Origin of the sequence: Paracoccus caeni (assembly GCF_016629665.1) — a bacterium.
GTDB classification, from domain to species: domain Bacteria; phylum Pseudomonadota; class Alphaproteobacteria; order Rhodobacterales; family Rhodobacteraceae; genus Paracoccus; species Paracoccus caeni.
This window is the reverse complement of record NZ_JAEPRQ010000013.1, coordinates 14,784-28,891: the sequence shown is the minus strand read 5'-3', so window position 1 is coordinate 28,891 and position 14,108 is coordinate 14,784. Positions and strand designations below refer to the sequence as shown.

At 60.8% G+C, this 14,108-nt stretch carries 9 protein-coding genes; 3 read left to right on the top strand and 6 right to left on the bottom strand.

Translation table 11 applies throughout. The features are described 5' to 3' along the window. Positions 1-161 precede the first annotated feature (161 nt). Together JJJ17_RS19565 and JJJ17_RS19560 are read left to right on the top strand one after the other, a co-directional pair. Positions 162-1,268: an efflux RND transporter periplasmic adaptor subunit gene (locus JJJ17_RS19565; RefSeq protein ID WP_200689480.1), complete on the top strand. Its 1,107-nt coding sequence runs from the start codon at positions 162-164 to the stop codon at positions 1,266-1,268. Then, positions 1,265-4,348 (top strand): efflux RND transporter permease subunit, encoded by a 3,084-nt coding sequence (locus JJJ17_RS19560; RefSeq protein WP_200689479.1) that lies wholly within the window; start codon positions 1,265-1,267, stop codon positions 4,346-4,348. The genes JJJ17_RS19565 and JJJ17_RS19560 overlap by 4 nt, the downstream gene beginning before the upstream one ends. Positions 4,349-4,372: 24 nt before the next feature. Here the strand turns inward: JJJ17_RS19560 and JJJ17_RS19555 are convergent, their stop codons facing one another. The 5 genes from JJJ17_RS19555 to JJJ17_RS19535 all read right to left on the bottom strand — a co-directional run bounded on the left by JJJ17_RS19555 (position 4,373) and on the right by JJJ17_RS19535 (position 11,857). Beyond that, positions 4,373-5,356: a KpsF/GutQ family sugar-phosphate isomerase gene (locus tag JJJ17_RS19555; RefSeq protein ID WP_200689477.1), complete on the bottom strand. Its 984-nt coding sequence runs from the start codon at positions 5,354-5,356 to the stop codon at positions 4,373-4,375. 71 nt (positions 5,357-5,427) lie between these two features. Continuing rightward, positions 5,428-6,243 carry a 3-deoxy-manno-octulosonate cytidylyltransferase gene (locus JJJ17_RS19550; RefSeq protein ID WP_200689476.1) on the bottom strand — a complete coding sequence of 272 codons (816 nt, stop codon included), beginning with the start codon at positions 6,241-6,243 and terminating at the stop codon, positions 5,428-5,430. Then, complete coding sequence (gene kdsA, locus JJJ17_RS19545; RefSeq protein WP_200689474.1) at positions 6,240-7,073, bottom strand: 3-deoxy-8-phosphooctulonate synthase; 834 nt, start codon at positions 7,071-7,073, stop codon at positions 6,240-6,242. Before kdsA ends, JJJ17_RS19550 begins: the two co-directional genes overlap by 4 nt. Before the next feature lie 157 nt (positions 7,074-7,230). Then, positions 7,231-8,295 (bottom strand): capsular polysaccharide export protein, LipB/KpsS family, encoded by a 1,065-nt coding sequence (locus JJJ17_RS19540; RefSeq protein ID WP_200689473.1) that lies wholly within the window; start codon positions 8,293-8,295, stop codon positions 7,231-7,233. 16 nt (positions 8,296-8,311) lie between these two features. After that, positions 8,312-11,857 (bottom strand): glycosyltransferase, encoded by a 3,546-nt coding sequence (locus JJJ17_RS19535; protein ID WP_200689471.1) that lies wholly within the window; start codon positions 11,855-11,857, stop codon positions 8,312-8,314. A gap of 23 nt (positions 11,858-11,880) precedes the next feature. Between JJJ17_RS19535 and JJJ17_RS19530 the strand changes: the two genes are divergently transcribed. Continuing rightward, the gene (locus JJJ17_RS19530; RefSeq protein WP_200689469.1) at positions 11,881-12,186 is read left to right on the top strand and encodes a hypothetical protein; all 306 of its coding nucleotides are present in this window, start codon (positions 11,881-11,883) and stop codon (positions 12,184-12,186) included. Between the two features lie 514 nt (positions 12,187-12,700). On the opposite strand, the gene JJJ17_RS19525 is transcribed toward JJJ17_RS19530, so the two are convergent. Beyond that, positions 12,701-13,723, bottom strand: a complete 1,023-nt coding sequence (locus JJJ17_RS19525) for a hypothetical protein (protein ID WP_200689468.1) — start codon at positions 13,721-13,723, stop codon at positions 12,701-12,703. Positions 13,724-14,108: the final 385 nt, after the last annotated feature.

The following is a 14,108-nucleotide window of genomic DNA, read 5'->3' as shown; positions in this document are numbered from 1 at the left end:
GTTTGCTCGCGCCAGCGCGGTTTACCTGCCATTGGGTTTGGTCGTCCTATAAGATGCCCAAACACATGAATATCAGTTGTTCCGGGACGCATATTGAGGAAAATCTCCACTCAACACCCATCTCCGCCCGCTACACTGCCGGGCCCCAGAAGGAGACAGGCATGCGCGCCGTGAAGGCAGCCCTTGGACTGGTGGTCGTCCTTGCCGCCGCTGTGGGCGGTCTCTATCTGTCCGACCGGCTTCTGGCCGCCCCCGAGGCCGGGATCGCGCGTCCTGCCGCCGCCGATCATGCCCCGCTTCGGGTCGAGACGGTGCCGGTCGAAATGGTCGATTTCTCGGACAGTATCCGCGCCGTCGGCACCGCACGGGCCCGTCATGCCGTCGATCTGGTTCCCGATACCGGCGGTCGCATCGCCCGGATCACCTTCGAGCCCGGCGACGAGGTTGCGGCGAATGATGTGCTTCTGCAACTGGACGACCGGGCCGAGCAGGCCGATCTGAACGCCGCCGAGGCGACTTTGGCCGAGGCAGAGGCAGCCTTTGCCCGGCAAGAGCAGTTGAACCGCTCTGGCAGCGCCTCGGATGCAGCCTATCAGACGGCCCGCGCCGCCCGCCTGCGGGCCGAGGCAGAGCGCGACCGGGCCATGGTCGCGCTGGAGGATCGCAGCCTGCGCGCCCCCTTTGCCGGGGTGGTGGGCCTGACCGATCTGGTCGAGGGGCAGTTGATCGATGCGACGACGAAGGTCGCCACGCTGGACGATCTTTCCGTCATCGAGGTGGATTTCAGCGTCCCCGAAACCCTGCTGCCCCGGTTGAAACGCGGGCAGCGGATCGATCTGACGTCATCCGCATGGCCGGGCCGGGTGTTTCAGGGGCATATCAGCCGCATCGACAGCCGCGTCGATGCCGCCACCCGCTCGGTCGCGCTCAGGGCCGATATCCCGAATGACGACCGCGCCCTTGCCGGCGGCATGTTCCTGCAGGTCGAACTGGTGCTGGACGAATATCGCCGCCCCGCCATTCCCGAACGCGCGCTGAGCGTCGAGGGCGAACGCAATCTGGTCATGGTGGCCAATGGCGGCACTGCGGAGCAGGTCGATATCGCCGTCGGCCAGCAGGCGGGTGATCTGGTCGAGGTCATCTCGGGGCTGGATGCCGATGCCCGGATCATCGTGACCAACCTGCACCGCCTTGCCCCCGGCATGGCCGTAGAGGCGGTGCCGCAGGATGTGCGGGCCGAAGCGGGCACAACGGGATCAGGCGGATGAGCCTGCCCGATCTGTCCCTGAAGCGGCCGGTTCTGGCCACGGTGATGAACCTGCTGATCGTGCTGATCGGCGCCTATGCGATGTGGCAATTGCCGGTCCGCGAACTGCCTCGGGTCGAGGCCGCGCAGGTCACCGTCCGGGTCAACTATACCGGCGCCGCCCCCGATGTGGTGGACAGCCAGATCGCCACCGTGATCGAGGGCGCGCTGGCCGGGATCACCGGCGTCACCTCGATGTCAACGGAATCTGAGCGCGGGCGGATGCGGACGGTGCTGACCTTCGCCACCAGCCGCGACATCGACAGCGCCGCCAATGACGTCAGAAATGCCGTTGAACGGGTGGTAAACCAGTTGCCGGAAGAGGCCGACCGGCCCCGTGTGGACAAGAATGACAGCGAGGGCGACCCGGTCCTGCGGCTCAGTCTGTCCAGCCCCAATATGACGCCGCTGGAATTGTCGGATTATGCCGACCGTTTTCTGGTCGATCGGCTGGCACGGCTGCCGGGGGTGGCCAATACCTCGATCTTCGGGCAGCGCTCGCCCGCCATGCGGGTCTGGCTGGATCAAAGCCGGATGGCCGCTTACGGCATCACCACCAGCGATATCATCAGCGCGCTTCAGTCCAACAATATCGAACTGCCCGCAGGCGAGATCGAAACCGGCGCCCGGCAATTGCAGGTGCTGTCGCAGACCCGTTTCTCTACGCCCGACACCTTCCGGCAGGTGGTGATCCGCGACGAAGGCGGCAGACCCTTGCGGCTGGGCGATGTGGCGACGGTCGAGGAAGGCCCGGAGCAGCGGGAATCGATCTTCCGCTCGAACGGGGTGATTTCGCTGGGCCTTGGCGTGCAGCCGCAGGCGCAGGCCAATACCGTCGCCATTTCCGAGGCCGTCCGGGCCGAGCTGGATCGTATCCGTCCGACATTGCCCGCAGGCATGGTCATGCAGATCACTGCCGACGAGGCCGTCTTCATCGAAAGCTCGATCGCGCAGGTGATGAAGGTCTTTGCCGAGGCCGTGGGACTGGTCACCGCCGTGATCTTCCTGTTCCTCGGATCGGCGCGACTGTCGCTGATCCCGGTCGTGACCATCCCGATCTCGGCCTTCGGGGCGGGGCTGGTGATGCTGGCTTTGGGCTTTTCCATCAATATCCTGACGCTTTTCGCGCTGATCCTTGCCATCGGGCTGGTCGTCGATGACGCCATCGTGGTTCTGGAAAACATCCAGCGGCACCGGGCGATGGGCAAATCGCGGATGCAGGCAGCCCGTGAGGGCGCCTCGCAGGTCAGCTTCGCCGTCATCGCCACCACCGCCGTTCTGGTCGCGGTCTTCGTCCCGGTCAGCTTCATGCAGGGCGAAATCGGCCAGCTTTTCGCCGAATTCGGCATCGTTCTGGCCGTGGCCGTCGCCGTGTCGGCCTTTGTCGCGCTAACCCTGTCGCCGGTCCTTGCCGTCCGGCTGATGCCAAAGGACGAACGTCCGAACCTGCTGACCCGCAGCGTTGACCGGATGATGGCGGCCTTTGAGCGTGGCTATGGCGCGATCCTTGACCGGATGATCGCCCGGCCCGTGCCGATCCTTGCCATCACCGCCTTCATCGTTGCGGGTTCCTTTACCGTCTTCCAGAACCTGCCCCGGCAATTGACGCCCAGCGAGGATCGCGGCCAGATCCGGGTGATGATTTCGGCCCCGCAGGGATCGAACCTTGCCTATACCGATGCCGTCACCCGCAAGGTCGAAGCGCTGCTGGACCCCTTGCGCGAGGAAGGGGTGATCGAGAACGTCACCACCATCGTCGGAAGCTGGGGCGAATTGCGCCGCTCGATGCTGCTGGTCGCGCTGGCCCCTTGGGCCGAACGCGAGATGAGCGTGGATGACGTCATCTCGGAACTGCGTCCGCAGTTGAACCAGATCAGCGAGGCCGCGACCTTCATCCGTCCGGCCGGGGGATTGGGGCTCAGCGCCGCCTCGGGCAGTATCCGCTGGATGCTGGGCGGGCCGGATATCGAACGCACCGCCGAATGGGCACAGGTGCTGGCCGATAGCCTGCAGGAAGATCCGCGCCTCGCCTCGGTCGAGATCAGCTATGCGGCCAACCAGCCGGGCGCGAACCTGTCCATTGACCGCGCCCGCGCGCAGGATCTGGGCCTGAGCGCCGAGACGGTGGCGCAGACGTTGCAGGTGCTGTTCGCCTCGCGCAATGTCGGCGAATATTCCAGCGACGGGCGGCAATATCCGGTGATCCTGCAGGCTTCGGCCGAGGATCGGGATTCGGTGCAGGACATGCTGTCGGTGCTGTTGCGCAACGACCGGGGCGATCTGATCCCGCTCTCGGCCTTTGCCAGCGTTCAGACCGGGGCGACGGTGCCCTCGATCAACCGCTATGACCGGCTGATCTCGATCCAGATGGAGGCCGATCTGGCCGAGGGCGTCGATCTGGCCCGCGGCATGGCGGCGGTGGATGCGGCGGCAGCCGAGCTTCCGGCGGGATCGGTGCTGGCATGGGAGGGGCAGGCCTCGGATTATCTGGAAAGCTCGGGCGGGATCGCCACGGTCTTTTCCATGTCGCTGATCATCGTGTTTCTGGTGCTGGCCGCGCAGTTCGAAAGCTTCCGCACACCGCTGACGATCATGCTGACGGTGCCGCTGGGCCTTGCCGGGGCGGTGATCACGCTGCTCTTGACCGGGGCGACGGTGAACATCTTCTCGCAGGTGGGGATGATCCTGCTGATCGGGATCATGGCCAAGAACGGCATCCTGATCGTGGAATTTTCCAACCAGTTGCGCGAGGCTGGCAGGCCGCTGGAACTGGCGGCGCGCGAGGGGGCGGTGACCCGGCTGCGTCCGGTGGCGATGACGACGATCGCCATGGTGCTGGGCGCGGTGCCTCTGGCGATTGCTTCGGGCGCGGGATCGGAAAGCCGTCAGGCGATTGGCTGGGTGATCGTGGGAGGTCTCAGCCTGACCTTCGTGCTGACGCTGTTTCTGACACCCGTTGTCTATGTGCTGATCGAGCGGCTGCGCCGCGAGCAGCCCGAGGAAAGCGAAACGCCGGCATCCAAGGGAATGCCGGCGGAATAAGAGGTCACAACCGGATGGACCGGATCAGGCGATGCCGGCACGCAGGCAGTCGTGGATATGCAGGACGCCAACCGGCTTGTCCTGCGAATCCAGCACGAAAAGCGCGCTGATCTTGCGGGCATTCATGATCGCCAGGGCTTCAGCGGCCAGCATGTCCGGCGTCGCCGTGACCGGCTGGCGGGTGCAGACCTGATCGGCGCGACGCTCCATCAGGCCTTCCATGTTGCGACGAAGGTCACCGTCCGAAATCACCCCGGCAAGTTGTCCTGCCGCATTGGTGATGCCGACGATGCCGAAACCGCGGGTGCTGATTTCCAGAACCGCCTCGCTCATCGATGAATCTTCAGCAATCAGCGGCAGCGATTGCGGCCCGTGCATGAGTTGCGCCACCTTGGCCAGACGGGCGCCCAGCTTGCCACCCGGATGGAAGACGTGGAATTCATCCGCGCGGAAGCCGCGTGCTTCCATCAGCGCCACGGCCAGCGCATCGCCAAGGCCCAGGGTCAGCGTGGTCGAGGTGGTCGGCGCCATGCCGATAGAGCAGACTTCGGGCAGGTCCGGCAGGGTCAGCCGGATATCCGCCGCCCGCATCAGCGTGCTTTCCAGCCGCTTCGACACGCCGATCAGCGTGACCGAGAACCGCGCGCAATGGGCGATCATGTCGGACAGTTCCGCAGTCTCACCCGAATTCGAGATCAGCAGGCAGATATCGCCCTGCGTCACCATCCCCAGATCGCCATGGCTGGCCTCGGCCGGGTGTACGAAGAAGGCAGGTGTGCCGGTCGAGGCAAGGGTCGCCGCGATCTTGCGGGCGATATGGCCGGATTTGCCCATGCCCGACAGCACGACCCGGCCCTGCGTCTCCAGAATAGTCTGGACGGCAAGTCCGAAATCGGCGGGAAGGTTTTCGGCGAAGCGGTTCAGCGCCTCGCCTTCCTGACGAAGAACGCGAGAGGCGGTGGCTTCCGGGCTGAAAGCGTCGTCCCTGATGGAGGTCTGCGCGGTCATGATCATATACCTGTTTTTAATGTCTTTGAAATCAGATGCGCCGGGTTGTTCCCGGCGCATCTGTAGAAAGGTCAGTCCCATCCCATCTGGCTGAGATAGCGTTCGATCAACGGCACGTCGGAAGGATTGTTCAGTTCCCAGAACTTGGCGCCGGGTGCATGGACCTCGACGGCACCGACCGGATGGCCGTTCTCCAGAAAGCGCAACTGCTCCAGCCCCTCCAGCTCTTCCAGCGGGCCCGGCTCCCATTGCTGATAGGCGGCCAGCGCGGGCTGGCGATAGGCGTAAAGCCCGACATGGTGGAAAACCGGCACAATCCCGTCCACCACACCCTTGCCATTGGTGAAGGGCAGCACTTCTTTCGAGAAATACAGCGCCTGCCCCAGCCGGTTGGTCACCACCGTCGTCGCGCCGACACGACCATTGCGGCGATCCTCGATGAAATTCTCGACCGCCTCGACATCGCAGCGCAGGATCGGGGTAGCAACGCCGGTTTCGGGATTGCTGCGCATGGCGTCGAGCAGCGCAGTCACGAAGCCCGGCGGGGTCAGCGGCGCGTCGCCCTGCAGGTTGACCACGATCTCGGAGGACAGGCCCGCGCGTTCGACGGCCTGTGCGACCCGCTCGGTCCCGTTGCGGCAGGCGGCATCGGTCATGATGACCTCTGCCCCGATCCGCGCCGCCTCGGCGGCGATCCGGTCGTCATCGGTCGCCACGAAAACCGGGATTGCGCCACCGGCATCCTCGCTGGCCTTGCGGGCGGCGATGACCGAACGCTCAAGCAGGCTGCGCGGCGTGCCGCTGGCCCCGGTCAGCGTGGCAAGCGGCTTGCCCGGATAGCGCGACGAGGCGTAGCGGGCGGGAATGATGATGCAGGCGTCGGTCATGCTGCGATCCGTTGCTTTGAAAGGGCGTCATAGGCGCGAAGCTCGGCGATCAGCGCCGCCATCTGAGTGATCGGGATCATGTTCGGACCGTCCGAGGGCGCGTTGTCGGGATCCTCATGCGTTTCGATGAACAGGGCCGAGACGCCGACAGCGCAGGCCGCACGGGCCAGAACCGGCGCGAATTCCCGCTGCCCGCCCGAAGAGCCGCCACGCCCCCCCGGCTGCTGCACGGAATGGGTGGCGTCGAAGACGACCGGCCAGCCGGTCTGCGACATGACCGGTAGGCCGCGAAAATCGGTGACGAGGGTGTTATAGCCAAACGAGGTGCCGCGCTCGCACAGCATGATGTTGCGGTTGCCGGTCGATTCCAGCTTGGCGGCGACATGTGCCATGTCCCAGGGGGCAAGGAACTGCCCCTTCTTGACGTTGATCACCCGCCCGGTTTCCCCGGCTGCAAGCAGAAGATCGGTCTGACGGCAGAGGAAGGCAGGGATCTGCAGGATATCGCAGACCTCGGCCGCCGGGGCGCAATGCGCGGCCTCATGCACATCGGTCAGCACCGGAACGCCGAACTCGGCCTTGATGTCGGCGAGGATCTGCAGACCCTTCTCCATGCCCAGACCCCGGGTGCCGGACAGGGATGACCGGTTCGCCTTGTCATAGCTGGCCTTGAAGATGAATTTCGTGCCGGTCGGGGCGCAGGCCTCGGCGATTTTCTCGGCCATCATCCGGGCATGATCGCGGTTTTCAAGCTGACAGGGCCCCAGAATCAATGAAATCGGGTTGTTTCCCCCAATCTGGAAGTCGCCGACGGTTACGATATGCGTCATGAAATTCAGTCCTCGGGCACACCGGAAAGCCGGCGGCAGATCTGTCGGATGCCGACCCGATCCCGGCCAGCACGGTTGCTTTGCGAGAGCCAGTCATTGGCACTAATTCCCGCAGTTGTATAGGGGATGGGCAACACCTCTGTCGGTATCTTGATACTCAGAAAAGCCTGCGTTTGATCCGATCAAGCAGGGAATAGAGATAGAGTCGGCGAATATATGCCGGACGACGCCATTCTGCCGCCGAAATAGCCTCTGGTGCTGCGTGAATAGCCTCGGAAAGCATTCGGCGAATGGCCGGAACATCGTCGGCGCGCACGCAATATTCGGTCAGATACCAGAACAGGAATCGGTCGCGCCATTCCAGGTCGGGCACCGCAGGCGCGGCGATGGCGCGCATCAGCGCATCGCGATCACGGACCTGCTGCGTGGCCGCCCCGAAATCCGATGCCGCATAGCTGACGACCGGCTTGCCGTGGATCAGCGCCTCGAAGAGAACGCCGGAATTCGCCCCGGCCACCAGATCGGCCCCGACGATCAGGGTGTGGATCGATCCGCTGGAGAACAGAACATCGTCTCGCTGCCCCAGCCGGTCCAGAAACCGCGCCACACTGGCGCTTTTGCAGCGCGGATGGCGTTTCACGACCGTTTTCAGGCCGCGCGCCGCCGCCGCTTCGGCAATGGCGGTGACAGCCTCTTCGGTATCGATCCAGTTCCCTGCGGCAACCGAGTCGTTCTGCACCTGCAGCGGCACAAAGACATAGGGACCGTGCAGTTCCTCACCGGGATCAGGCTGCGCATATTTCGAGCGGTTGCCGTGGATCAGATCCCCGGACAATTGCCGGACAAAGCGGGACGCCTGCTCGGGGTCCTGCCGCTCGATCGCTTGCCGGTAAAGATCAGGGCTGGCGGCAAGCTGCGAGAAGCAGGCATAGCCCATCGGATCGAAGCTGTAATAGGGCGGAATATAGGCTTCTTTGCAGCGCAGCACATTGCCCGAAGCATCCCCATAGGAATGAAAGCTGATCGTAAAATTCTCGCCACGTCCGGGCCGGGGCGCACGCTCAGCCCCCCGGGGCAGCCAGACCGGATCGATCAGAACCCCAAGCTCTGCCAGCGCGGCCAGAACCGAGCTGTAGAACAGCCGGTGCCGGTCCCCGTCTTCGGGGTTTGAAAACCAGGCCTCTGGAACCTCAAGCGTGACGACCTTCCGGCGGGCGGTCATCTCAGGGGCGGCCTCTTCAGCACTTTTCCCCCATCGGGAACAGCAATCTGCCGATCAGCCGGGCGACCGGATTGCGCAGATTGCGCACGAACAGCACCGGATTGTTGGCGAACCTGTTTGCGGCGGAATTGTCCCGGTATTTCCGCACCAGCGGCTTCAGCACCGGCAACCAGACCCGCAGAATCCGCCGCGGGCCCAGTGTTCCCCCCTTGGAATAGGCCAGCCAGCGCAACTGCGGATGCCGCCCGACCCAATGCGAGCGGGCGAAATCGGCCGGATTGCTTTGCAACTGCTCGGCCAGATCCGGGCGACCGCGGCGGCGATACATCAGTGCCAGCAGCGGCACCGAGATCCAGAGCCGCCACGCGAAAATGCCGTAATTGACCAGCTTGCGACCGGATGGGCTGCTGTCATTGCTGAATTTCTCGCGCGGTTTGCTTTCGGCATAGGCGGCCTCGACGATATCGAGTTCGGCCATGTGAAGGGTGCATTCCGGAGGCGGCGCGCTGCGGGGCGGGAACAACTCGTCCCCCTGCAGGCCAAAGTAATCCTGCGCAAGCCGGTCGTTGCTGGCGGCGGCGGTTGCCATGAGATTGTCGGCAATGCCGTCGGTCAGGAACCACGGCGCATGCATCGGCAGACCGTTGTCGCGGCGCCAGGCCCCAAGGCGCGATCCGACCTTCTCGATGAAGTTCAGATAGGCCTTCTTGCTGGGGAAAGACCGTTTGTTGAACAGCCTGATCAGATCGACATGAATGGTCGACAGTCGGGCGTTATTGGCCTTTTCCTGAACCGGCGCAGGCAGTTCCGCAATCTGCGGCAGGCCGGTCGTCTCGGCGAAATCGGTCAGAATGTCCCACTGGTTGCCCGGCTGGCGCAGATAGCGCCGCAGATGGATCGCCTCTCTCGGCAGATGCTGCTCCCAGTCCCGAACGAGGATATCGTAATTCAGCAGGGTTTTGACCCGCGGCGTGGCGATCCATTCCGCAAAGGTCAGCGTGGTCGAGTTGATCGCCCCTCCGGCAACGAATTCGGCATATTGGGAATTCGCCCATTCATCCTGCCGGCGCAGATAGACCACCATCTCGACATCGAAATCATGAAAATGCTGGGCCAGCTTGGCCGATTGCGAATTCAGGAAGAAGGCTTCGGAGGACAGGATGATGGTGTGAACCTGCCCCTGCATCGCAGCCAGTCCGTTCAGCAGGTGATTGCGCAACGCCTGCCCACCCTTGCGGGCCTCATCGACGAAATGCGCATGGCCGGCCTGCTTGTGCGGCCGGTCGGCCTGCCAGAACAAACCGACTTCGGGATACCAGATCCCCTCGCGCAGCAGTGCCGGGCGGCTGTCGTCCAGAATATGCTGAATGAAGGTACTGCCCGTTTTTGTCGCGCCAAGATGGATGATCAGACGTGGGCGGGTTCCGGTCGGCAACGCCGCATGCCCGGTGGACACCACAAGATCGTTGCGCGCATAGCGGTTCAACGCCCGCTGAAAATCCTGCTCGGCAATATCCGCAGGCTCCTGCAGGAAGCTGCGATAGAGATCATTGGCATTGATCGGCTTCAGGGCCAAAGCACCCTCGATCAGATCGCGCCGCTTCATCCGCGTCGCCATCAGCAGCAGACCATAAGCCCCGGCGCGCAGATGCGGTCGCGACAGTTGCGACGGATCATCGATCAGATCCTGCGCCCCCATCCCTGCCCTGTTCAGCGTCTCGGCCAGGCGGTCGATGAAAAGCTCTTCCTCACCCTCGGTCAGGGCGGTCTTCCAGGCGAAGCCGAAATAGAGATAGTGCAGGAACTGCGACACTTGGAACCGCGCCAGCCAGCGATGCGAGGAACCCGGTTCAAGCGCGCCACTGTCCTGCAGATGACGGACGACCAGATCGAAGTTCTGCAACTGGTCGTTCACATCAGCCATGGATTGCGCGCGGCGGACGGCAGAGTCCTGCCGGATCCGATAGACCACACCATCGCTGTCACAGACCGAGATCAGCGGGTCCGCCATATAGGCCTGCAAAAGGAAGGCACGCTCTTCGCGATAGGTGGTCAGGAAACGAATATTGTGCTGGTTCAGGAAATCGCGACGATAGAGCCAGTTCCAGAAATGCCGGGAATGGGCGATCTGCGGATAGCCCGCCGCCGTGGTTTTCCTGACTTCCTGCGGAAAGTAGCTTTCGGTCTTGTCCTTCCGCATCTGTTCGACGCTGCCGTCTTCGTTCTCGATCTGCTCGAAACGCTTGCGGTAGCGCACCATGTCGGCGGCGTCTTCCTCGGCCATACCGACGACGCGCGCCAGATGGTTCGGGTCAGGCATGTAATCATCGGGGTCGATGAACAGCACATAGCGGCCACGGGCCTCTTCGACACCGTGATTGCGAGAGAAGCCGGGGCCGATATTTTCGGTGAACCGGATTAGCCGAAAACGCGGGTCGCGCTGACAATAGCCCTCGATGATCTCTGCCGAGCGGTCCGGGCTGACATCATCGACCAGAATGACTTCGTAATCCTGAAAGCTCTGCCGCTGGATCGAGGCCAGACATTCGGCCACATAACGCTCGACCCCATGGATCGGGATGACAATGGACAGCAGCGGCTCGGGCGAGACGGTTTCGGGGATCGGGCGCACGGGGCGATATTTCTCGATATAGTCGAGAACATCCTCGATCTCGGCCGGAACCTCACCTTCGGGCAGATGATAGATCGTGTACCAGATGTAGAAAGCGTAAAACAGTTCGGCCAGATCGCGTTGACGGCGGCGATGCGGCACCGGCACACGGTCATCGGTCAAACCCCACCCGGCATAGCAAGGCGCGCCAAAGCACACGACCTGCTTTCCGGCCAACAGGGCCTCGAGCCCCATCCCGCTGGTGCCGACATAAACCTTGTCCACGAGATCGAACAGTTCGAACGGATTGACGCTGTCGCGCATCAAGCGGACACGCCCCGAGGATTGCATCTGGTCGAAATAGCCGCTTCGCTTACCGCCCTTTACCCAGTTGAGATCGGGGTGGGTCTTGACCAGAATTTCCGCGTCGGGGTTCTCGGCAATCGCCGCATTCAGCATGGCCGAAAATTCACGCTCGGACGCGCGGCCATAAAAGGTCGAAGCATCCGAGAAATTCTGATCGACGACCAGCACGCGACGCTTATAGCCGGGGGAAATCACCGGGCGGAAAAACGGTTGGGAATTGTATTTCGAAATCCGGGCCTCGACGATGCGGCGCATGACCCGTTCGGCGCGGGCACGCTCTTCGTCGCTCAGTTCGAAATCGCCATTCAGTTTTTCGTCCAGCCGGGTTTCGTAATCCGACATGTAATATTGGGCGCGGTCATCGAATATATAACCCAGACAGGTCTGACGCGGATCGCGGGATGCCAGGGCCTCGGACCAGCTTGTGGTCGAGGCCAGAAAGCCCATTTCGAAAAAGATGACGGGATCATCGGGATTGACATGCGGCAGCAGGTTTTTGGTGCTGTCGTGAGACTTCGACATGTCGTCAAGTATCGCACCATACATCAAGACCGGCGTAGTGTCGTCGATCGCCTCTTCATCCACCGCCACAAGATTTGGAAAAAGGCGTGGCAGGTTTGCTGAAAATGCGGTTTCCAGATTGTGTCGCCGAAAGCCTACCCGATGCGCCTGAAGGCGTTGATCCAGCAAGTTCTGACGAAAATCGTCCGTATCCTGACTGCCCGGCCGTCCCAGCAGAGCCAGAAAACGCCGATAAAGATCAGCTTCAGCGGCATTTTTCGTGTTTTTCTTATTTCCGCTCGTCACTCTCGCCGATCCCTGTTTTTAATCGAATTCCCGACCATCAATTTGGCATGATCATATCAAGCGCCAAGAGATATAAAGCGTATGTTTTTCTCGCCATATCAGCTTAGACACATGATTTTCGGGGCATGCCGCTTCTCGGACACCGAGCCGATTTTCCGTCGCAGATAGCCCTAGAGAACCGGCTTGTCGAGGCCGCAAGGGGTGTAGGCATATGGGGGTCGCAGTAACTTGCTCATGTTGCTCACCAGAAACGCGGTTTTTGCGTTTGTGATCAGGAGGAAAGCATTGGTCAGCTGATCGCTGGCCTTCTCAGACGAATGCCCCTGCCCCTCAGCAGTGCGGAGGCGCCAAGGATGGTCAGGTTGATCTGCGGTAGATATTTAATTTTTTCAATATGTTATGTAATATTTCGACTGCGTCGATCAGCCAGATACAAAAACCACGATCAGCACATGAACATCCGACAAGCGCTCATGCCCATTCTTCACCTGAGGGCATGACTTCGCATATGCGCAGCCTATCGTTGTGCGGATTCTTGCCGCTGAACGGCATTGTCTGATCCTGTTGTGATTGACGTAGCGACAACATTAAGCTGTCAAAAGCATTGACCTGTTGTGGTTTTCACGTGTCGATCTCGGCCAGAACGGCGATCAATCCTCCCCTGTCACCCTCGGTGTCTTCGACGGGCCTCCAGCTCATGGTGTGCTGCACGATCGGCTTCTGCCGGGTTGGCTTTGACGGCACGACCCTCAAAGTACCGTTCACCTGAAGCGGTCGCGACTGCGGAGACCAAAGCAACAAATGCTTCAACTGTCGTGCCGGAGCAGTGTCCTTCGGATTGATCTGAACGGAATATGGCCCGATCTCACCTCGCTCAGACGAGAATGTAATGGCGGGTTCGCAACGAGATGATATGAAAAAGCACGCAAGAAGTCGCCCTTTCATATCCACTCTGATTTCATCTTCCAACGCATGAATTTTGCAATTAATTATCCTGTTGACGAATGGCCGTCCTGCCTCCGAATTCGGATAAAATACCGCAATATCTTTTCCATCAAATGCCGGATCGGAGCGAGGGACCTTTGCTACAGGAGAGAATTCTACTATCTTTTTGGCCAATGCATCCAAAAAACCTGTGGTCGTCGAATAGTGGGGATTGTCCTTATAAAGATCGTTCAGGTCGATATGAGGAAATTCGTCCTTCCATATTTTTTCGGCATCAAGATACGGAAGTTTCAAATCATTCAGAAGATCGAATAATTCCGCTCTATACCTGTTCTTTTTAGCCCCCTCCATTTCTGATTTATTAAATAAAATCAGCGGAATAACCTTGAACCCCCTCCTTGCACAGACCTCAAAAAACCATCTCGTATGAGACAGCAGAAGCTCAACCGACTGCCCGTTCTCAAAGTAATTAGATTCGTTCAAGGAATATTCCCAAACAACGATAGATTTATCTGGCATGGCAGGAGCGGACAGGAAACGATACATTCCCATAGCCGTTGTAGCGGCGCCAATGCTCAAATTATTAACAGATCCATCAGCGGAATATTTTTTCTTCAGACTATCGACCCAGCCATCTTTTAACAAAGAATTTGACCCGCCAGAAACAACAAAAAACGGCGTGTCGGGCAGTGATGTCATGATACGAAGTTCTCTCTTGAGCGGCAGTCATATAATTCACCGCCGAATGTTATTTTTATTTAATAGCAGGAAATGCTAATTTTTGTCAAGCGCACCAGTACAAAACAAACTATGCATATAATTTTACGTGCACGAACTCGAGGTATTTTATTACTTGCTCAATTACAGTATAAATTCGAGATACCGAAGATCTCCGTCATTCATGCGCGACCCAGAGCTCTGGCCCGGCTTTCCTGCCGTGCGACAACTTCCCCTCAGCATGACCACGCCGCTCACATCCGCTGCCTGATCTCTGTCTCCGGTTCGACTTCTGGATCTGGCCTACCCTGAGCGAAGAGCCTGCTCAGGCGCCGCATATGCCGAACCCCTCGTCCAGCTCAGTGCA